A 21,976-nucleotide genomic window follows, 5' to 3' on the forward strand; every position below is an offset into this window, starting at 1 on the left:
CGCTTCTTGGTCAACACTCGCTGTGACCGCAGGAGAAACATTTCTTACAACCTTCGATATTCACGAAGGTGACATTGCCGCAGATCGGGCAAATATCGGGTTTCACGCTGGAAGTGGAGGAAGGAAGCCCCAGGTCAAGCTGGCCCAAATCCTCCGGTTCATCCTCCTCATCCGGAAGGCGAGAAGCCTCACGTTCGGAATCTGTGGACCCGATATGCTGCTGCAACACTTGGGCAACCGCATCCGGAAGGCTCATGACCCGGTTCTTCCCGAAGCCCATCGAACGACCGCTTCCGATACCGGCAAGTTGCCCGATGATGGACTGTGCCCGTTGGTCCGGGGTCAGCGGGGATGGCATGCGCAGCATCAGGCTGATGAGCCTTCCCAACCCTTCCGCATCCGCAGCTACGTCGGAACCGACCTTAGCCACATTGATGAAAACCTCGAAGATGTCGGTGGGCTTGGGCCCATCGCAATTGACGGTGATGTATGCCGTCCCAATCGGAGTCGCCTTGCGGTAGGTGGTCCCATGCAGAACCGTGGACCGTACCCGCGGCTTCGGCTCGGAGGAGCGGGAAACCAAAGGCTTCTCACTTTCCTTCTTCTCTTCCGGTTCATCCTTCTTGGCAGTCAAAACCTGGGTATCCCGAGAGCCATCCCGATAGGTGGTACCACCCTTGCAACCCAGGTCATAGAGCAGCTCGTACAACTTTCCGGTCTGCTCGACGGTATATTCCTTGGGCGTATTACCGGTCTTGGAAATGGAGGAATCAACCCACTTCTGGATGGCGGCCTGCACCTTCACATGCCCTTCCGGGGCAAGATCCATGGCAGAAACGAAATATGCGGGTTTCTTCTGTCCAGGATGTGCCTTCACCCAATCCTCATACACCTTCACCCGCTCGATGTTCGTCCCCATGCGACCGGTACGTTCCCATTCCCAGAAATAGTATGGCTCGATTCCGGTGGAGGTGTTGACCATCGTACCGGTCGTGCCGGTCGGAGCCTGGGTCAGCAAGGTCACATTACGCAGTCCCTGGGTACGCACTTTCTCCCGAATATCTTCGGGCAGCTGCACCATGAAACCGCTTTGCAGCAGCTTCTCAGCATCGAAGAGCGGGAAGCTTCCCTTCTCCTTGGCCAAGTCGCTGCTTTCCGTATAGGCCTCGACACAGATGAACTTGTACAGCTCCTCGATGAATTTCAGGCTTTCCTCGCTGCCGTACGCCAGTTCCATCTTGATCAACATATCGGCAAGCCCCATGGTACCCAAGCCGATGCGCCGTTCGCTCAGTTGCTGCTTCTTGTTTTCATCAAAGAAATAGGGGGTATCATCAATGACATCATCAAGGAAACGGACCGCGGCCCTCACCGTCCTGCCCAAATCCTCATACAACACCTTCTTATGCTGGACGAATTGGCTGAGATTGATCGAACCGAGATTGCAGACTCCCCAAGGAGGAAGCCCTTGTTCCCCGCAGGGATTGGTACTTTGGATGGTCGAATAATACCAAGAGTTGGACATCTTGTTGTACCGGTCGATGAAGAACACCCCCGGTTCGGCACTTGCCCACGCACTTTCGACGATGGCTTCCCAGATTTTCTTCGCCTTCAGCTTCTGGTACACCACCACCTTATGGCCGTCCTTCTGCCACTTGGCGATATCGCCGTCCCACTTGCTGTTATAGTCAGGATCGGAAGTATCGGGGAAATACGTCTCCCAATCGCCGTCACTGCGTACCGCAGCCATGAAATCGTCGGTGATGCCGACGCTGATATTGGCATTGGTGATCCTGCCCATCTCACGCTTGGAATTGATGAAATCCAGGATATCGGGATGCCAGACGTTGAGGATCAACATCAAGGCCCCCCTCCGGGACCCTCCCTGCTCAATCAGGCCGGTGACGAAGCTGAAGAGCCCGCCCCAGCTTACCGATCCACTGGAACGGCCGTTTACGCCCTTGACGTAGCTGTGCCTGGGCCTGAGTGAGGAGATGTTCATCCCCACTCCGCCGCCGCGGCTCATAATCTCGGTCATCTGCCCCAGCGAGGCAATGATGCCACCACGACTGTCCTTCGGGGAAGGGATCACGTAGCAATTGAAGTAGGTCAGGTTCTGATCCGTTCCCGCACCGGTAAGAATCCTGCCTCCAGGGACGAACTTCCAGTCCTCCAGGAGCCAATTGAACTCTTTTTCCCATTGCTTTCGCACCTCCGGCTTCTCTTGGGAAGCGATACCTTTCGCTACACGGGCGAGCATCTGGGCGGGGTCGGTTTCCAGCGGCTTATCCACATCCTCACGCTTGACATGCAGGATCACCCCGTCGTCAAGTTTCACGGTGATGGCATCATCGAGGCCGAGTTCCGTAACCACTCCGATTTCCCGTTGGCCGGTCTTCGGATTACTCACGGCAACCACGACATCGCCGATCTTCAGCGTCTGTTTCTTCACATCTTTCAGCGCATACCGGTCAAGAAAAATCTTGCGCCCCAACCCACTCAATTCATTCTTTGCTGAGCCCATGTAATCCCTCTATATGTAAAAGTTTTCACTTACTGTTTCGACTGATGAAACACCCGTCCCCAAGAAAAAATCTTCAGTGAAATACAAGGGTCGAAGCAAGTCGACCCGCATCTACCATAGCATGTGGAAGCAAAGTTGGCAAGCGGCAATACATTATTTATAGCGCAGTAAGAAGTTGAATAACGCTATATATAGTGTTATATAGGTTTTATAGTAGTTAGCTATCATCCCTACATAATTGCGTATTGGAAAGGTCGGAAAAGGTCAAAGCAAGGATGTACAATTCCTTGCAACCTATAAGGGATGAGAGAGGAAAAACCAAAACCACACCCAACGCAGGCCGGGAGGAAAACCATAGCCAAACCGCATCCTAACACGATGACAACAGCACCGTTTTGTCGATTCTCTAGTGTCTCAAAGAAAGGGAGTCTCCCAACCGGAAGACCCCCTCGATACACATATCCCAACGGGAACGCTACCCATCAATACCCAAGTTGCACCATGGCATCAGCAACCTTCTTGAAACCTGCGATATTCGCACCCTTCACATAGTTGATGTACCCGGAATCCTCCCGACCCTCGTTGATGCAAGCCTGATGAATCTGCGTCATGATCGTATGCAACTTCTGATCGACCTCCTCAGCAGTCCAGGAAAGATGCATGGCATTCTGGCTCATCTCCAAACCGGAGACAGCCACCCCACCCGCATTGGCGGCCTTGCCCGGGGCGAACGGGATGCGCTGCTTGATGAAAAAGCTCACTGCATCAGCCTGGCACCCCATGTTGGAGGTTTCCACCACGTACTTCACTCCGTTTGCAGCCAAAGTCTTTGCATCCTCAAGATCCAACTCGTTCTGGATGGCGCAGGGAAAGGCCAGATCAACCGGTACTTCCCAAGGCTTCCTGCCGGCCACGAACACGGCTCCGAACTTCTTGGCATAGGGAGCCACCACATCATTGTTTGACGTGCGCAGCATATTCATGTACGCCCATTTCTCCGGAGTTCCGATTCCATCCTTGTCGTAGATGTATCCGTCCGGACCGCTGATCGTCACAACCTTCGCACCCAATTGGGTTGCCTTGATGGCCGCCCCCCAGGCAACATTGCCGAATCCACTGAGCGCAACCGTTTTTCCTTCCAGACTATCCTGATGGGCCTCGAGCATCGCCTTGGCGAAATACATCGTACCATAGCCGGTGGCCTCAGGACGCACCAAGGAACCGCCATAGCCCAGACCCTTACCGGTCAATACCCCGGTATTTTCGGCTCTGATGCGCTTGTATTGCCCGTACAGATACCCAATCTCGCGTGCACCGACGCCGATATCACCGGCGGGCACATCGGTATCGGGTCCAATGTACTTCTGCAACTCGGTCATGAACGAACGACAAAACCGAAGGATCTCGGCATCGCTCTTTCCACGCGGATTGAAATCGCTTCCGCCCTTGCCCCCACCCATGGGCAGGGTGGTCAGACTGTTCTTCAACGTCTGTTCGAAGCCAAGAAACTTCAAAGTCCCCAGCGTAACGCTTGAGTGGAAACGCAAACCACCCTTGTACGGACCCAATGCATTGTTAAACTGCACCCGATACCCGCGGTTGACCTGCAGGTTCCCCTCATCATCCTCCCATTCCACCCGGAACGAGTGGATGCGGTCGGGCTCGGTCATTCGTTCCAGAATCCGATTCTTCTCATAGACCGGGTTCTCATTGACCACATCGATGACACTCTCCAGGACCTCTCGGACCGCCTGGATAAACTCAGGCTGAGCGGGGTTCTTCCGTTCCAGCTCTTCCATAATGGCATCAAGGTTATACATACCTAGGTTTCACTCCTTGGAATCAACGACACAGTGGCGTTGTTTTGTTCAGAAAGCGTAAACCCAGCTCTACAATCTGTCAATGCTAAATTATGGTAACCGTCAATAATAGTATTTATATTTACCTATGATTCAATTTGTTGTATAAAATTTGAATTTTTAATCAAAAATTACAAGAAATCGAAAATCTACTCAAACTATGGTGCTCATGCTACACTGCTCGTATGTATACACTTGACCCAACCTGGCTGCCCTTCAGCAACCTGATGCTGAAACATATTTACAATGTCCTTTTGATCTGCAACGACTACGACCGGTTCCTGCTCGAGGAAGACGGACGCGTTGAAGAGGAACTGTACCTCGAATATACCCAGTTGGGACTGAACAACCCCCCGAAAATCACCCATACCAGCTGCGGCGAGGAAGCCCTTGCCCTGATTGCGCAGCGCAAGTTCGAACTGGTCATCACCATGCTTGACCTCGGCCCCGAGTCCGTGGAACAACTGGCGGCATCCATCAAGCAGCTCGACCCGCAGATGCCAGTCATTGCGCTTTCCCCTTCGTCCAGCCACAAACGCAACAAGCTGCTCAAGGGATCCGACTGTCAGGACATCGATTATTTCTTCTACTGGCAGGGGGACCCGACCATCTTCCTGGCCATGATCAAGCTCGTCGAGGACCGGATGAACCTTGACCATGACACCAAAGCCGCAGACGTACAGGTCATCATCCTGGTGGAGGATTCGATCCGCTTCTACTCCTCATACCTTCCCATGATGTACACCTGCTTGATCCAGCAGAATCGCTCGGCCATCCTTGAAGCCCTGAACAATTGGGGAAGGACCCTTCGGATGCGCGGAAGACCCAAAATCGTCCTTGCCCGAACCTACGAAGAAGCGGTAAGCCTGTATACAACCTACCGGCACAACATCCTGGGCATCATCACCGACATGGCCTATCTTCGTGAAGGCGAACAGGACAAATATGCCGGCCTTGCCCTTACCCGCATGGTGCTTTCCCGGGACCCGGAGATCCCCATGCTCATCCAAAGCAGCGACAGCAATGCCAAGGAAAGCGCAGAAGACAGCGGGGCATTTTTTCTGTGGAAGCACAGCTCCTCCCTTCTGTTCGAATTGAACCGATTCATGACCAGCCATTACGGATTCGGCCCGTTCATTTTCCGTGATCCGACGACCATGGAGGAAATTGCCCGGGCCGAGACCATGCGCGACCTTCAGCGCCTGCTCCCCTCTATTCCCGCGGAAAGTTTTGATTTCCATTGCCGCCGCAATGAATTTTCCCGCTGGCTCAGAGCCCAGAGCCTGTACACCCTCGCCGCCCGTATCAAGGATCTGCAAATCCCCGCCGGTGGGGATGCACAGGAAGTCCAACGACAGCTCATTGAAATCATACGCACCTATCGGAGTGAACGGACCAAGGGAGTAATCGCTCAATTCAGCAGGAACAACTACGACGAAACCCTCTTCTTCAGTCGCATCGGAGGAGGTTCTCTGGGTGGCAAGGGACGTGGCCTTGCCTTCATCGACATGGTATTGCGGGCAGCAAAAATACCGGATAAATATCCTGAGGTCTATCTTTCCATCCCACGAACCGTCGTCGTCACCACCGACCAGTTCACCCAATTCATTGAGGAAAACAATCTCAAAGACATCACCACGGCCGACCTGCCTGATGAAACCCTGTTGAAGATATTCCTTTCCAAACCACTGAACCCTGAATTGGTATTGAATCTTGCAGAAATCATCCAAGTCATCCACCAACCGATCTGCGTCAGGTCTTCCAGTCTGCTTGAGGACTCGCATTACCAGCCGTTCGCCGGGGTCTATGAGACCTGCATGCTTCCCAACCGAGGCAGCGATGATGCTCGCCTGGCCGAGCTGTGCGATGCAGTCCGCGCCGTCTGGGCTTCCACGTATTTCAGAAGCGCGAAGGAATACCTGAAGGCGACGGAACACATGCTGGAAGAAGAAAAAATGGCGGTCATCATCCAACAAGTCATCGGCAGTGAACATGGTTCGTACTGGTATCCGAACATCAGCGGCGTAGGGCGCAGCCTCAATTATTATCCACTCGGTGGAGAAAAACCGGAGGACGGGGTCGGTATGCTCAGCTTCGGCTTCGGCAAGGCGGTCGTCGACAACGGTTCCGCACTTCGATTCTCACCCTCCCACCCCAAACGCCCCGCCCAGTATTTGGGCGGCAACCAGACCAGCAGCCAGCATGCCTTCTACGGCCTGAACCTCACCAGCGGCTACCACCCCCTGGAAGAAGGCGGACTGGAAAATCTTGAATTGCTTGACCTCAGCGAGGCACAGCAATTCCCCGAAACCCTGAAATACATCGCCAGCACCTATGATATGACCACTGGAGGATTGTCTGAATCAATAAAGGCGGAAGGACAGAAGGTGATCACTTTCAATGGGATACTCAAGTATGATGCATTCCCCTTGGCCCAGATTGTGAAGGATGTGCTCAGCCTGGGAACGCAGGCGATGGGGAAACCGGTGGAAATAGAATTCGCCGTAAACCTCAACCGCAAGGCACCCAAGAAACAGGAATTCAGTTTGCTGCAGATCCGTCCGATCGCCCTGGGAAACGAGGAAAGCGATGTAAATATCACTGATGAGGAACGCAATAACGCCGCCATTTATGCGAACGTCGTCATGGGCAACGGCCGGATAGAGGAAATCAGCGACATCATCTACCTGAAGACGGACCGATTTGATGCGTCGCGCATGAAGGATATGGCCAAGGAACTGGATAAACTCAACGCCCAAATGGTACTCTCTGAGCGGGATTACGCCCTCTTGGTTGCAGGACGACTTGGTTCCTGCGACCCTTGGCTCGGCATTCCGGTGACCTGGTCGCAGATCTCCCGATCCAAGGTCATCATCGAAACCGGGTTGCAGGGTTTCCAGGTGGAACCCAGCCAAGGAACCCATTTCTTCCAGAACATGACCAGCTTGGGCTGTCTTTATCTGACCATAAATCCTTCCTACCGATCGGGAAAGCTCGATCTGAAGCGACTACAGGACCTTCAGATCTACGACGAAACCGAACACTTCATCCATGCCCATGCAGAAAAACCGCTCACCATCAAGGTGAACGGATTCAAACAGGAAGGGGTAATCGTCATCAAATCCTAGGCATTCCGATGGGTCGCACGATACCCGGCGACCCAGATGTCTGTATGCGCCCGCACCGCCTGTACTGCTGCTTCGCTGTCCCGGGCCATGATGGCCTGATGCAGCCGTAGATGGACGTCCGCCACTCCCTCATGGATGGGATTGATCGTCTTGGTGAACAGCTCGATGACAAACGTATAGATATTCTCCACAATGCTGTTGTGGCTGAATCGGGCCAGCAACCGGTGGTAACGCAGATCCAAGGACCCGGCATGCTGTTCGCTTCTGCCTTCCTTCGTCAGCTCTTCCTGGAATTTCTGCATCGTCTGATCCAAGAGGACGAATTCATCCTCACTGGCAAACTCGATGACCAACTTGACGATACCCTCCTCCAGCAATTGCCGCACCTGCGTAAGGCTGCGGTAATCACGGTCCTGGACGAGAATCTGGAACAGTTGCGGATCAAAGAGGCGTTTGTTGGATGCACTCGAAACAAAGGTGCCGTGGCCTTGCTTGATTTCAACCACCCCGTAGGCGGAGAGAATCTTCAGTGCCTCACGCACCGTACCACGACCGACTTTCAGACTTTCTGCAAGGGAAATTTCGTTGGGTATCATATCCCCAGGGGTAAGTTTCTGCTCAATGAGCAATTCCTTGATCTTCTCAATCACCCCTTCCACTGCCGAGGGACGAGCCTCGCGGACTGCGAACATATCTTCCATGAGAACAGTACCCCCTCACTACAGCCACCTATCATACCAACACCCTTCGATGAAAGCAAGAAATGGTTCTTCAGTCCTTGTAGTCATCCCGTGAGGGAGTGAAACATTCGATCAATTCGGTATCCTCGAGAATGATGGAGCCGTGCATCTCATTCGAGGCGAAATAATATGCATCACCTGCTTTTAGATCAAGCACCTCTCCCCCTTCCTTCAGAAAGTGGATATGCCCCTTGATCACGATGCCGCTCTGACTCTGCACATGCGTATGCATCTCCAGCTTGGAACCTTTGTCGAGGTAGAAATAACACATCATGGTGTCTTCATCATAGCTGAGTGTCACCCGGTCGATACCGGGAGCACGACTTACGCGTGCATCCGTATACAGATTGCCCCGATGCTTCTTAGTTTCCATGGTATTCCTTCCTCCGTCGGGCGATCAGGCCCAGCAGCTCATTCCAACCTTTTTGGAAGCTGGTTCTGAACAGTTCGACCCCGCCGTACTCATAGTATGCATCCACACCCATTCCATCAACTTCCAAAGCCTTGCGATAGTCGGGCAACTGCTGCTTCAGCTGTTCCATTTCTTCGCCGCTCAGGTTCTCAGCAATCCGGGAAACTACCGGCTTGTCTAAACCAAGCAGGACATCAGCGGTCCCCGTCCAGTTGATGGTGATCGAGAGATCGCCTCCCACCAACTCTGTGAAATCCTCGAGTTTCCGCGCTCCGCCACCGATCATGATCCCGGGATACGAACGCTGCTTGAGCAGCTCATATTCAGCCTTGGCTATCGAAAGGCCTGCATACCGGAGCAGCTTCTCATCAATATGAAGGTTGTTCTGCTCGACCACACGCTTGAAATGGTCGTCCAGAATACCGGTGATATGCGTCACATAGAAAGGCGGATTATGATTGCTTTCGGCGCTGATCTTTTGGTAGGCTTCACAGATGGAAACCATCTGGCTCAGAGACATCACCTCCGTAGCCATGGTAGGGATATTCCGTTCTACCATTGCGTTGATCGCCTCGATCCCCCATTTGGTCACCGGAATCTTGATGCAGATGTTTTCCCCAATCCTACGGTTTTCCAATCCCTCTCTAATGATCAGGTCCGTATTGGTCTCGGCGAACGGATCGCCTTGGATGGTGACCAATCCTTGCTTTCCGCCGCTGCGTTCGTAGAGAGGCAGAAACAGATCGGCAAGCCGGGATACCATCATCTGCTGGACTTTGGAGGCCACAATTGAATCATCCGCCTCATAGGGAAGCAGAAGGTCGATGGCCCTGAGGACGATGCGAAAATCATCCTTGGATGCAAACAACTTGGAAACATAGCTGGGATTGGTCGTACACCCGACTGCCCCGGCCGCAATGGCCGACTTTGCCTGTTCAAGGGTTGGATTGTTGATCCAAAACCGGGTATTCGTCTCTTTCTGGACACGATGGAAATATGTGTTGTTCATCTGAGCACCTCTAGGCGAAGACAAGATTGGGAAGCCACAAAGATATCTGTGGGATATAGGTGAGAATCACCAATGACACGATCAGGGAGGCAAGATACGGGAGAACCGCCTTGAAGACCTTTCCCACGGGAAGTCCCACCAGCGGACTGAGCATATACACACTCATACCCACTGGAGGGGTGATCATACCGATCATCAGGTTGAACACCATCACCAAGCCGAAGTGCACCGGATCCACACCAGCCGCCATCAAAGGAGGCAGGAGAATCGGGGTGAGGATCATGATGGCCGCAGTCGATTCCAGGAACATTCCTGCCACCAGAAGCACCACATTGGCAAGAAGCAGAAGCACGACCGGATTGTCGGAGATGCTGAGCATCAAGGTCGAAACCTGCTGGGGAAGCTGCTCAACAGTGAGGACCCAGGCAAAAATTGCCGCCGAAGCAACGATGAACAATACACTGGCTGTCGACTGCAGCGTTTCCTTGCAGGTCCGCAGAAAGGAAGAAACGGTCAATTCCTTGTAGACAAAGCTCAAAACCAACGCATAGGCAACGGCGATGGATGCAACCTCGGTCGGAGAGAACCAACCCGAGAGCATGCCACCCATCATGATGACCGGCATCAACATGGAGGGAAGACCCCGTTTGATGATCGAGCGAATCTCAGAAGCACTGAATTTTCCTTCAACCCCTCTGGGGTAGTTGAACTTGCGGGCGAAGCAGGAAACCTGCACCATCAAGGCCATGGCGATGACCAACGCAGGGAGGACTCCGGCGATCAGCAGCCTCATCGAAGAAGTCTCCGCCGCCGCACCGTAGATGATCAAAGGGATCGAGGGAGGAAAAATCGGACCGATGACCGCAGAAGCAGCCGTAATGGCCGCCGAATGGGTGCGGGGATACTTCTGTTTGTCCATTGCCTCGATTTCAATATTCCCCAGACCTCCGACGTCAGCCAGGGCAGCTCCGCTGATCCCGCTGAAAATCAGGGATGCAACAATATTTACCTGGGCCAGACCACCCTTGAGACGTCCAACCAACAACTTTGCAAATTCAAACAATCGCTCGGTGATGCCGGAACTGTTCATCAAGCCGGCGGCCAGGATGAAGAGCGGGACGGCAAGCATCGGGAAGGAATTGAGACTGGTGACCATCCGCTGGATCAACTGACTCGGCGGAATATGGGCGAGCATCAAATATAGGGCGGACGGAATCCCCATGCTTACGGCTATAGGAAGTCCGGTAGCAAGCAGAAACAGAAAGAGAATGATTACCAAGGAACCGCTCATGCCTGTCCCTCCTTAGCCAACAGATGCTGTACAGCACTCACCACCGAACAGATGACCATGCCGACAATCCCCAAAGTGATGGGGAGATAGAAAATCGCATTGGGCATCGCCAGGGCGGGAGTTCTCACATTCCAGTTGAACTCCATGATGGTGGCGATGGCAAACAGGCCATAGAGACCAAACGCCATGATCAGCAAATCGGTGAAGAACGACACCCAACGTTTGGCCTTTACCGGTAGATACATCACCACGATATCGACGATGATATGCTTCTGTGTAAAGGTCAGCGGGGGAATCATCAGAAACACCAAGGAAACAAGGGAGAATCGGGCAAGTTCCTCCAGTTGAATCGACCCTGCATTGAAAATGTTGCGCATGATGATCTGGATGAAGACGGATGAGAAGAGAACCAGCAGAAACACGATGGCGACGGCTTGGTAGAATCTTATCCCCTTCCTAATAAGGTTGTTCATAGGACTATTCCTTGCTCAAACATCGGAACGAGTGGATGCAAGGGCCATCCTTGCATCCACGAACGCTATCCTGATCTTATTTGATCGCATGAATCATATCATAATATTTGCCCCAAGCCTTTCCAAAACGCTCGTTGACAACCTTGGTGACTGCAGTGCGGAATTCATCGACTTTCAAACCATCGGCTGCGGTAATGATCTTCATGCCTTTGTCCTTCAACGTCTGGACATCCTTGGCCTCGTTGTCGCGGACATACTTTGAAATCCAATCCCTGGTCTCACGAGCCACCTCGGTGAAAATCTTCTTGTTTTCCTCACTCAGCGATTGCCAGACTTTCTCGTTGATCACCACAGGCTCCGATCCCATGATATGGTCGGTCATCATGGCATACTTCTGCACTTCGTAGATATTGCTGGTCACCAGCGTGCTGACCGGGTTTTCCTGGCCATCGGCGACACCGGTGGAGAGTGCTACGGGAACTTCAGCCCAGTCGATGGGGACGGCAACCGCTCCCATACCCTCTACCGCAGCGAGATAGATCGGGGAAGGAATGGCCCGGATCTTCTTTCCGGCCAGATCCTTGGGGGAGTACACGGGAAAATTCGCAGTCAGCTCACGGGTTCCGAAATAGAAGGAATACAGGATCCTGACGTTTCTGGTATCGATCAATTTCTGGTTCAGTTCCTTCAATGCGGGGGATGTCTCAGGATCGGTAGCCTTGAGTAGATGATCGACATCGCGATAGAGATAGGGCGTGTCGAACAAACCGAGATCATTGAGCAGGGGCTGCAATCCACCATACGTGTTGTGGTGCATCGCGATCGAACCCATCGAAACGGCTTCCGCCATCTCGGAGATGGAACCCAGCTGACTGGCCGGATACACTTCAATCTTGATGGCTCCGCCGGTGCGCTCGGCAATCTTGTCGGCGAAGTACTGTGCCTGCAGTCCATTCGGACTGGAAGCGGGGTTCATGTGGGCATAGCGAAGCACCAACGGCTTCTCAGCGGTCGGACCAGCGGCCTCGGCCTGTCCTGCAGCAAACAGGAATCCTACCATACTCACCATAAGCAACAGTGCGATCATCCTTTTTTTCATACTGTCTCTCCTTTTGTATACACCTTCCGGCCAAGCCGGAATAGATTACCTTGTCTTTTTGGCCATTGCCTGCTTCGCCGCATCCACAATGTCCTGAACGGACATACCGTAGGCATCAAGCAACTCATCGGGGAATCCTGACTGGCCGAATACATCCTGAAGTCCCAACCGTACCAAATGGGCGGGAGCCATTTCTGCGATTATTTCCGCCACTGCACTGCCCAACCCGTTGATAATGGTGTGGTCCTCAATGGTTACCGCACAACCGGTGGCATGCAGCACGGCAGCCAGACCTTCCTTGTCCAGCGGCTTGATTGTCGCCACTTCCACCACTTTGGCCTTGATGCCTTCTTCCTGCAAGCGTCTTGCCGCCTCCAGGACACGGTTCAGGACAAATCCGTGGGATAGCAATGCAACATCACAACCCTCATCAAAGAGGATGCGGATCCGGCCCAGCGGGAACGGGCTGTCGTCGCTGAGCACCTTTTCCTCCCTTCCGCTTCCGATACGGATATACACAGGACCATCGATATCCACACTGGCAAGCATGGCCTGGTAGACCTGCTTCCCGTCCGCCGGACAGAGAATCGTGAAATTGGGCATTGTCCTCAGAATTCCGATATCCTCGATGAACTGGTGGGATACCCCTTCACGATTGCCCCCGTGCAGGCCTCCATTCGCACCAATGAAGCGCACCTTCAGATTGGGATACGCAACAAACGTACGCATCTGCTCACAGGCCCGCATGGTCAGAAATCCTGCATACGTACAGATATAGGGGAGCAATCCACCGGCTGCCAAGCCGCTGGAGACCCCGACTCCATTTTGTTCGGCAATTCCCAATTCGATCACCCGTTCGGGGAACTGCTCCAGAAACGGTTCCCCTTTGACCACCTTCAGCGAATCGGTGGAAACGAATACCACCTCATCACGCTGCTGGGCAAGGTGCAGCAGAGCATCCCTGAATCCAATTCTGGTACTGTCGATCGTGCTCATCCATTGCCTCCCAATTCCTTGATGGCCTGTTCATATTCAGCTTCGGTATACACCCGTTTATGCCAGGAATTTTCACCTACCATGAAGGAAACCCCGTTTCCTTTGACCGTTTTGCAGATGATTGCTGTCGGCCTATCCTTCACTGCCTTCGCCACTTCGACAGCCTGCAGAATCTGGGGAATGGAATGCCCGTCGATGGACAGCACATTCCAACCGAACGCCTTCCATTTCTCATCAATCGGATAGGGACCTGAGATCTCTCCGACCGTCCCCCCGCTCTGGTAGTTGTTGTTGTCCACGAATACGGTCAGATTGGAAGCTTTCTGATGGCTTGCCGCCATAGCAGCTTCCCAGATCATCCCCTCACCCAGCTCACCATCGCCGGTGATCACATAGACGCGGTAGGACTTCTTTCGGATCCGTGCGGCCAGAGCCATGCCCAAGCCGATCGAAACACCGTTTCCCAACGAACCGGTCGTTGCATCCAACCCTTTGGTCTTGGGCGCGTAGGGATGCCCCTGCAGATGACTGTCCAGATACCTGAGTGTATACAGCTCCTCAACCGGGAAAAATCCCCTGCGGGCGAGAGCGGCATAGAGCACCGGACAGGAATGTCCCTTGGACAGGACCAATCGATCCCGGTCCTCCCAATCGGGTTTTGCAGGATCAATGTGGAGCACGGAGAAATACAAGGCGGTAATGATATCGGCTACCGAAAAACTGGGGCTGGGATGCCCATCCTTGGTCCGATACACCATCTCAACCACGTCGCGACGCAGTTGGAGGGACATCTGCTGCAATTCCTGCACTTCCATCAGAAGGCCTCCCCAAGCATCTGCTTTACCATCTGAACCCCGAATCGAGGGCTGGACAGCACCGTTTTTCCGGTCAATCGTGCCAACGGTTCCTCCATTCTGGCCATTGAGCCTTGAGCAAGGAGTATGACATCGCAGGAATCCGAAACCTGCTTGGCCGTCTCTGCAACCAGACGGTCATGGGTTGGTCCATCTCCTGAGGTGATGGCGCTGAACGCCCCTTCAGCCAATGCAGAAACCGTCCGTATGGTTTTCCCCGATTCGGCGGCACATCGCTGCAGGAGGCGAAGTGTGGGATCAAGGGTGGTTGGAAGGGTTGCCAGTACCGCTATGGAATCGGAAAGCTCGATGGCTTTTCGCGCCATCGGCTCGTCGATGCGGACAATCGGGATGGGAAAAAATTCGCGTGCACCGTAGACGGCATCCCCGATCGAGGAACAGGTATTGAGAATCAACTCGGCGCCGGAGGCACAGGCTATCTCATAATATCCGTACAGTCTTCGCTTGACCGCTTTGGTCAGCGTTCCGGCCTCGATGATATCGCCGATCATACTGTCATCAAGGATGTTCATTATCTTGCAATCCCCCAGGCTTTCCTTCAAAAGATCGGAAAGTGGTTTTACCAATGCAGCCCCTGTATAGATTGCAGCAATTGTATGCTCAGCCATGCATGATACCCCCAATTCTTATAACGTCATACATCATACATATGAAGAATGAGGCACAATCTTGGATCTGTCAAGAAAAACCTTCCCCAAGAGAGCTTTGCGGGTATGCAGATGCAGAACCTTGCAGGCGGTTCTCAGTATTGGAACGTATTATTGGTCGGTATGTACAGGAATTTACTCTGATTTGGGAGCCAAGGCTTCCCACAGGGTGTCCTCAGGAGGAGGAGCGATGACGGAAATCTTTTCCTTTTTCACCGGATGCACGAAGGAAATCGAGCGGGCATGCAGGCAGATTCCCCCATCGGGATTGGAACGCTTGGCGCCATACTTCAGATCTCCCTTGATATGCAACCCAAGTGCTGCAAGCTGTGCACGGATCTGGTGATGCCGTCCGGTATGCAGGGCGATTTCCAGGAGAAAGTAATTCTTCGAGGTACTGATCAGCCGGTAATCAAGCTTGGCAAGCTTGCCTCCCTTCTTTTCCACCGGCAGCGCCACACTCTTGTTCGCCTTGGTATTCCGGATGATGTAATGCACCAAGGTCCCTTCCTCCTGGTTGGGCAAGGCATCAACGATGGCCCAGTAGGTTTTCTGCACCCCACTGCCCTTGAACAGTTCATTCAGCCTGATCAAGGCCTTTTCCGTCTTGGCGTACACGACGATTCCACTGGTGGGGCGATCCAAACGATGCGGAATCCCCAGATAGACATTGCCCTGCTTTTGGTAGGTCACCTTCAAGTAATCCTTCACCAGGTCGGCAAGCGTTTGATCCCCTGTCTGGTCCCCTTGGACCAACTCACCGCACACCTTGTTGATGATGATCAGATGATTGTCCTCAAAAAGAATCCTCTGTTTGATATCCATCCTTACTCCTCCCCCTGCTCGTCAAACAAGGACGGTTCGGTCTCGCTTGCATGCACCACTTCCTTGACCGCCCGCAATTTGAGGGAAGCAACCTCCTTGACGGCGATCCTCACCCCATTGGCCTTCACCCCCTTGACCAGATAATCGGAGAAATAGAACTTTTCCTCCAGTATTCTCAGTCCGGGCTTGGGCTTGTAGGTGACCGTGAGCTCCGCGTTCTCAAAGGTGGAAAGCTTGACCAACTTGAAATCCCCCTCAGGAAGCAGCGGATAAACCTTCTTCAGCTGATAGCCCATGATCTGGCACCGTTTGAGGAAGAGATACTTGTACGTCTTCTCCTGATAGATGATGGTGAATACCAATTTTGAGAGCTCGCTCTTGTCTGCAAAGCCGCAGTACAACAAGCCTTTGCCAACGAATTCCTTCTCAGGGGCGTCGATCACTTGGTAGGTACCATCCTTTCGGATGACCAACACGCGGTCGAACGGGCTGACTTCCAGCAACGTATTGCCGTTTTTCACCCCGTACCCGAGATACCCGTTGGCTGGATCATACTTGACGCCGAGGTTGCGTTCAGCCACTTCCTTGACATCTACCAGCTCGAATTGCTTGATCGTCGTCTTCCGTCCATGTTCCTGCAAGCCGAGCATCTGCTTCAGGTCTCCCAGATAGGAAAGGGAATACCCGATAAGATTACCGAGTTTTTGCTGGATATCGGCAATGTTGGCATTGATCTGCTCGATCTCTTCCCGATTTTTCTCGATGTCAAACAAACTGATGCGTCGGATGGGAATTTTCAGCAATCGTTCCACATCCTCAAGATCAACCGATCTGAACAGTTGGTCCTCAAACGGTTTGAAACCGGTCAACACGGCTTTGTTTACCTCTTCCGCACTCTTTTTCTGCTCGATGCGTTTGTAGATGCGTTCCTCGATGAAAATACGTTCAAGCGTCCGTGCATGCAATTTGTCCTGCAGGTGTCCCTTCTCCAGCTCCAGCTCCGCTTTCAGAATCTGTACAAGATGCTGGGCATGCCAGTCAAGAATCTCATGCACGCCCATAATCGTCGGGGTGTTTTCCCGGATGACCAGCGGGTTGATAGAAAGTTTGGTTTCGCAGGATGTATAGGCATACAGGGCGTCGACGATTTCCTGAGAGTACGTATTGCGGGCAAGGTTGATCTCAATGTTCACCTTCTCTGCAGTGAAGTCGTTGATCGAACTGATCTTCAGCTTTCCTTTCTTCGCAGCTTCCTCCACCGAACGGATCATCAATTCGCTGGTAACCCCGTACGGGAGTTCCTCGATGACGATACGCTTGGGATCGGAGGTATTGAGCTTGGCACGCACCGAGACCGAACCCCTTCCATCTTGGTAATCCTTGACATCCATGATCCCCCCGCCGGGAAAATCGGGATAGAGTGCATAGGCTTCCCCCCGCAGGGAGGAAGCCATGGCATCGAGTACCTCCAATGGATTGTGGGGAAGAATGTAGGTGCTCATACCCACGGCAATGCCGCTCACCCCCTGGATGAGTACGACCGGAATCTTGGCAGGGAAGGCGACCGGTTCCTGGTTTCGTCCATCATAGGAATCGACGAACTGGGTCAGTTCCGGGTTGTACAGGACCTTCTTGGCGAATGGGAGGAGGCGGCACTCGATGTATCGGGCTGCTGCTGCGCTGTCACCGGTTAGGATGTTGCCGAAGTTTCCCTGACGTTCAATGAACAGCTCACAGTTGGCAAGATTCACCAAGGCCTCGTAGATGGAGGCATCCCCATGCGGATGGTAGCGCATCGCCCAGCCGACCACGTTCGCCACCTTGTGGAATTTGCCGTCGTCCATCTCAAACAAGGTATGGATGATGCGACGCTGGACCGGTTTGAAACCATCCACCAAGTCGGGGATGGCCCGCTCCTTGATCACGTAACTTGCATATTCAAGAAAATTCTGTCGGAAAATGGAATGGGCTTGGGTCATCAGATCAGATTCTCCATAATGAATTCGCGTCGTTCAGGGGTGTTGTTGCCCATATAGAACTCAAGCGTCTTGTGCATCTCATTCATGCCGGGAATGGAAACGGGAATGAGGCGCATATCCTCGCCGATGAACTGACCGAATTCCTTCGGATCGATCTCCCCCAAGCCCTTGAACCGGGTCACTTCGCAGTTCTTGATCTGCGCCATGGCATCATCACGCTGTCGTTCACTGTAACAGTATACCGTCTGATTCTTGTTGCGTACCCGAAACAACGGAGTTTCCAGAATATAGACCCGGCCGGAGAAGACCAGATCCTCGAAATAAGTGAGGAAGTACGTCATCAAGAGATTGCGGATGTGAAAGCCGTCGGTATCGGCATCGGTGGCGATGATCACTTTCCCATACCGCAGACCCTCCACGCCGTTCTCGATGCCCAAGGCAACCATCATATTGTACAGTTCTGCATTCTTGTAGATTTCCGTCTTCTTCTTGCCGTAGACATTCAGAATTTTTCCTCGGAGGCTGAATACCGCCTGGGTCATGACATCCCGAGTCTTGGTGATGGTTCCCGAGGCGCTGTCACCTTCGGTAAGGAAAATCATCGATCGTTCACATTCATCCTGATGGGTGTTGCTCTGCCCGAGGTGGTACTTGCAATCCTTGAGCTTGGGGATGTTCAGCGATACTTTCTTCGCCGATTCCCTCGCCCCTTTCTTGACCTCATTGAGCTCCTTGCGCAGCGCCTCATTGTTGATGATCTTCTGATTCAGCTTGGCCGCTTCCTCACTGTTCTTCAGCAGGAAATCGATGATGGCATCCTTGACCTCATTCACTATCCAAGTACGGATTTCCGTATTGCTGAGCTTGTTCTTCGTCTGGGACTCAAAGACGGGATCCTTTACTTTGACGGCGATCGCCCCCACCACCCCCTCTCTGACATCCTGGGGCGCCCAATTCTTCTTGAAATGTTCGTTGATGCCTTTCAGGATCCCTTCCTTGAATGCGCTCTGATGGGTTCCTCCGTCATTGGTATGCTGTCCGTTCACATAGGAAAAATAATTTTCTCCGTAGGAGCCTGCGACATGGGTAAGGGCAAACTCCAGTTGCTTGCCTTGGTAATGAATGATGGAATACAGGCCTTCGGCACCTACTTCCTTGTCCAGAAGGTCATACAATCCATGGGCTGATTTGTAGATTCGGTGGTTGTAGTCGATCGAGAGTCCGGTGTTCAGATATGCATATCCCCAGATACGGCTGAGTATGAAATCCTCATTGAAGGCATAACTGCCGAACAACTCAGGATCAGGGATGAAATGCACTTGTGTTCCGTCAGGCTCTGAAGTTTTGCCCGAATCCTCCCGGACCAATACCCCCTGAGCGAAGATTGCACTACTGAACTTCCCTTCACGATAACTGGTAACCGTGAAGCTGGAGGAAAGCGCATTAACCGCTTTTGTACCCACCCCGTTCAGTCCGACGGAAAATTGGAACACGTCGTCACTGTACTTGGCACCGGTATTGATGATCGACACACAGTCCACTACCTTGCCCAACGGGATGCCCCGGCCATAATCGCGAACCTGCACTTCATTGCCCTTCAGCCGGATGACAATCTTGTTGCCAAAACCCATGATGAACTCATCGACGCTGTTGTCCACCACTTCCTTGAGCAGGATGTAGATTCCATCATCGATATTATTCCCATTACCCAGACGCCCGATGTACATGCCTGGACGCTTTCTGATGTGCTCCAAGGCACTCAGCGTTAGGATTTTTGATTCATCATATGTTGTCTTCGCCATGACCAAGCATTATAGCAGAATTCCTTGGCGTTGGCAAAATGGGAACCTTGCCCCCAAGCAAGGACTGTACTACCCTATACCCATGAATTGGTTTTTACCTGCATACGCCATGCGAGCAGGCATCCATCCGAGCGTTCACTGTTTAGGATACCAAACCATAGGAAAGGCAACAGAACTCCTTATGATGCCCCCGCTGATGCTCTATCCTGGACATAGGGTCGTATTCCACACTCCCCTCTTCTGACCAAAGCGCTTTCCCCTGTATGGATGCTTCCGGCACGCTCGAACCTGTTGCCTGCTTTGCGTCTTCCAAGGCTTGGCGTATGCCATCTCAGACGGTATGATAGCCCAAGACAACCTTGGACGCCGCCACAAGAGCAGGACCGGTGAACTGGTACCCTACCTGTTCGCCCGGATATTCCTGATGGGGGACTCGTAGGAATAAAGGAGATCGACCATGCACGAGAAGAAACAAAGCATCTCAGCTTCCCATAAGACCAAGGAAGGAATGGCAGCCGGGTCACTGTTGTATGTCGGGGACACCCAACCGCAGAAGACCAAGATCAACTCCCATATCTACAAGGAAGGGGGATACAAGCTGCAGCCGGGGCTTGCCAAGGCACAGGAAGGGGAGACACTCTGGGTCGAGATCAGCGGTTTGGAGGATATCAGGGAAATCGTACGGGTGGCAAAGGAATTCTCCATATCCAATCTGAGTCTGGAAGACGTTTTTTCCACCGACCAACGCTTGAAACTCGATACCTATGACTATTACCTGTCGGTAACCTTGCGCATCCTCACCGACTTGGCAAACCCGGAACAACAACTCTCCCTGTTCGTCGGAAAAGGGTGGGTGCTCTCCATTGCCGAATACCAAACCGACGTATTCAGCTCTCTGGTAAAGCAACTCTCGCAGGAACCGACCAAACTGCAGGCAGGAGGGGCTCCCATGCTGTTCCATTCCCTGATCGACCGGGTGGTAGACCAGTATCTGGTGAAAGCCGATGAATTGGAACTGAAGACCGAGGGCCTTGAGGAATTGGTCATCACCCATCCTGAGCAGACCGACGCCCCCTCCATACACCGACACAAAGCGGATATTTTGCGCATACGAAGGATGACAGGACCCTTGAAAGACATGCTTTCGACCTTGATACGGTCGGAGAACCAGTATCTCGATCGTAACACCACTTTCCTGCTTCGTGACATCTACGACCATGCACTCTGGCTTTCCGAGGAATGTGAGATGCTTCGGGAAACCGTCTCAAGCATCATGGAAGTTTATCTTTCCAGCCTTGACATGCGAATGAACGCCATCATGAAGGTGTTGACGATCATCTCCACCATTTTCATTCCCCTTACCTTCCTGACCGGTGTCTATGGCATGAACTTCGCCCACATGCCGTTCACCGGCGTTTGGTGGGGTTTCTACGGGATCATGATCTGTTGCATCATCGTGGTGGTTGGCATGGCAATTTATTTCAGGAGAAAACAATGGTGGTAACCCGTTCTCTGACCGATCAACCAATCGAGACGGTGCGCAGCACCTTCAACGAGGCATTCAGCGACTATGCCGTTTCCGCGGGGATGGATCGGCAACAATTCAGAACTCATCTGCAAAGCATCGCCTACTCACCCAAGGATTCAATTGGACTCTTCGATGATACACGGTTGGTCGGATTCCTGCTGGTTGGAAGACGGGGGAATACGGCCTATGACGGGGGGACGGGAATAATCCCATCCCATCGAGGCAAGGGGTATTCCCACCGTTTGGTCGAGGATGCACTGAATCATCTCACCAAGCAAGGTTGCAAGGCCTTCCTTCTGGAGGTCCTAGACACCAATACCCGAGCGAAGGAGCTGTACATCAAGCATGGCTTTACCTATAGGCGTTCCTTGCTGTGCTACCAAGCTGAACGAACCATGGTGCGTGCCAACCCCACGTCCCTTACCCTAGAGGCACAGAGTACCGCCGGTATTCCCGACAATCCGTTTGAGCCCAGTTGGCAGAACAGTACCGAATCGATGCTGGCCATAGCGGTCCCCACCGCAGACATCATGTATGAACAGCAGGCAATCGGCGTGGTATGCTACCAACCCCAGCGTGGTTCGATCGCCCAGATCTATCTCAAACCACAGTTTTGGACTAGAGAATTTGTTAAACAGGCCATCATTTCCTGTGCCTCAGCATGTACAGCTCCGTCACTGAGATGCATCAACGTTGATGCAGGAAATCAGGTGTTGATCCAAAGCCTTGAAGCTTTGGCGTTTGAGCGTTTCACCACCCAAAGTGAAATGATCGCTTATCTGGATTGAA

17 protein-coding genes are annotated in these 21,976 nt (G+C 52.8%); 3 read left to right on the plus strand and 14 right to left on the minus strand.

The annotated features are described in order from the left end of the window. Nucleotides 1-10: 10 nt before the first annotated feature. Together AB7C91_RS00050 and gdhA are read right to left on the minus strand one after the other, a co-directional pair. Entirely contained in the window at nucleotides 11-2,524 is a 2,514-nt protein-coding gene (locus AB7C91_RS00050) for an adenosylcobalamin-dependent ribonucleoside-diphosphate reductase (RefSeq protein WP_428588307.1), read from the minus strand. 482 nt (nucleotides 2,525-3,006) lie between these two features. After that, nucleotides 3,007-4,344, minus strand: coding sequence for an NADP-specific glutamate dehydrogenase (gene gdhA, locus AB7C91_RS00055; protein WP_428588311.1), 1,338 nt, complete (start codon nucleotides 4,342-4,344; stop codon nucleotides 3,007-3,009). Between the two features lie 224 nt (nucleotides 4,345-4,568). Here gdhA and AB7C91_RS00060 point away from each other — a divergent pair, with 224 nt between their 5' ends. Next, nucleotides 4,569-7,511 (plus strand): PEP/pyruvate-binding domain-containing protein, encoded by a 2,943-nt coding sequence (locus AB7C91_RS00060; RefSeq protein ID WP_428588314.1) that lies wholly within the window; start codon nucleotides 4,569-4,571, stop codon nucleotides 7,509-7,511. On the opposite strand, the gene AB7C91_RS00065 is transcribed toward AB7C91_RS00060, so the two are convergent. From AB7C91_RS00065 to AB7C91_RS00120, 12 genes are all read right to left on the minus strand, one after another. Continuing rightward, entirely contained in the window at nucleotides 7,508-8,212 is a 705-nt protein-coding gene (locus AB7C91_RS00065) for a FadR/GntR family transcriptional regulator (RefSeq protein ID WP_428588317.1), read from the minus strand. The genes AB7C91_RS00060 and AB7C91_RS00065 overlap by 4 nt on opposite strands. A 70-nt stretch (nucleotides 8,213-8,282) precedes the next feature. Continuing rightward, complete coding sequence (locus AB7C91_RS00070) at nucleotides 8,283-8,624, minus strand: cupin domain-containing protein (RefSeq protein WP_428588320.1); 342 nt, start codon at nucleotides 8,622-8,624, stop codon at nucleotides 8,283-8,285. Beyond that, a complete protein-coding gene (locus tag AB7C91_RS00075; RefSeq protein WP_428588323.1) occupies nucleotides 8,614-9,672 on the minus strand; it encodes a transaldolase family protein in 1,059 nt (352 codons plus the stop codon). The genes AB7C91_RS00070 and AB7C91_RS00075 overlap by 11 nt, the downstream gene beginning before the upstream one ends. Nucleotides 9,673-9,682: 10 nt before the next feature. Then, nucleotides 9,683-10,963 (minus strand): TRAP transporter large permease, encoded by a 1,281-nt coding sequence (locus AB7C91_RS00080; RefSeq protein WP_332447394.1) that lies wholly within the window; start codon nucleotides 10,961-10,963, stop codon nucleotides 9,683-9,685. Then, on the minus strand, nucleotides 10,960-11,436 hold the full coding sequence (locus AB7C91_RS00085) for a TRAP transporter small permease (protein ID WP_332447395.1): 477 nt from the start codon (nucleotides 11,434-11,436) through the stop codon (nucleotides 10,960-10,962). Before AB7C91_RS00085 ends, AB7C91_RS00080 begins: the two co-directional genes overlap by 4 nt. Before the next feature lie 76 nt (nucleotides 11,437-11,512). Next, a complete protein-coding gene (locus AB7C91_RS00090; protein ID WP_332447396.1) occupies nucleotides 11,513-12,535 on the minus strand; it encodes a TRAP transporter substrate-binding protein in 1,023 nt (340 codons plus the stop codon). A gap of 45 nt (nucleotides 12,536-12,580) precedes the next feature. After that, entirely contained in the window at nucleotides 12,581-13,531 is a 951-nt protein-coding gene (locus AB7C91_RS00095; protein WP_332447397.1) for a transketolase family protein, read from the minus strand. Further along, the gene (locus tag AB7C91_RS00100; RefSeq protein ID WP_428588328.1) at nucleotides 13,528-14,346 is read right to left on the minus strand and encodes a transketolase; all 819 of its coding nucleotides are present in this window, start codon (nucleotides 14,344-14,346) and stop codon (nucleotides 13,528-13,530) included. Before AB7C91_RS00100 ends, AB7C91_RS00095 begins: the two co-directional genes overlap by 4 nt. Next, nucleotides 14,346-15,014, minus strand: coding sequence for an aspartate/glutamate racemase family protein (locus AB7C91_RS00105; protein ID WP_428588331.1), 669 nt, complete (start codon nucleotides 15,012-15,014; stop codon nucleotides 14,346-14,348). Before AB7C91_RS00105 ends, AB7C91_RS00100 begins: the two co-directional genes overlap by 1 nt. A gap of 174 nt (nucleotides 15,015-15,188) precedes the next feature. After that, the gene (locus AB7C91_RS00110; RefSeq protein WP_428588334.1) at nucleotides 15,189-15,878 is read right to left on the minus strand and encodes an RluA family pseudouridine synthase; all 690 of its coding nucleotides are present in this window, start codon (nucleotides 15,876-15,878) and stop codon (nucleotides 15,189-15,191) included. Nucleotides 15,879-15,880: 2 nt separating this feature from the next. Further along, nucleotides 15,881-17,857, minus strand: a complete 1,977-nt coding sequence (locus tag AB7C91_RS00115) for a DNA topoisomerase IV subunit A (protein WP_428588337.1) — start codon at nucleotides 17,855-17,857, stop codon at nucleotides 15,881-15,883. After that, the gene (locus AB7C91_RS00120; protein ID WP_428588340.1) at nucleotides 17,857-19,659 is read right to left on the minus strand and encodes a DNA topoisomerase IV subunit B; all 1,803 of its coding nucleotides are present in this window, start codon (nucleotides 19,657-19,659) and stop codon (nucleotides 17,857-17,859) included. The genes AB7C91_RS00115 and AB7C91_RS00120 overlap by 1 nt, the downstream gene beginning before the upstream one ends. Nucleotides 19,660-20,116: 457 nt before the next feature. On the opposite strand from AB7C91_RS00120, the gene corA reads away from it, so the two are divergent. Both corA and AB7C91_RS00130 read left to right on the plus strand, forming a co-directional pair. Beyond that, nucleotides 20,117-21,163 (plus strand): magnesium/cobalt transporter CorA, encoded by a 1,047-nt coding sequence (gene corA, locus AB7C91_RS00125; protein ID WP_332447403.1) that lies wholly within the window; start codon nucleotides 20,117-20,119, stop codon nucleotides 21,161-21,163. Further along, entirely contained in the window at nucleotides 21,154-21,975 is an 822-nt protein-coding gene (locus AB7C91_RS00130; RefSeq protein WP_332447404.1) for a GNAT family N-acetyltransferase, read from the plus strand. The genes corA and AB7C91_RS00130 overlap by 10 nt, the downstream gene beginning before the upstream one ends. Nucleotide 21,976 lies beyond the last annotated feature (1 nt).

It is taken from the genome of Sphaerochaeta sp., from assembly GCF_050256055.1.
In the GTDB taxonomy this organism is placed as follows: Bacteria; Spirochaetota; Spirochaetia; order Sphaerochaetales; family Sphaerochaetaceae; genus Sphaerochaeta.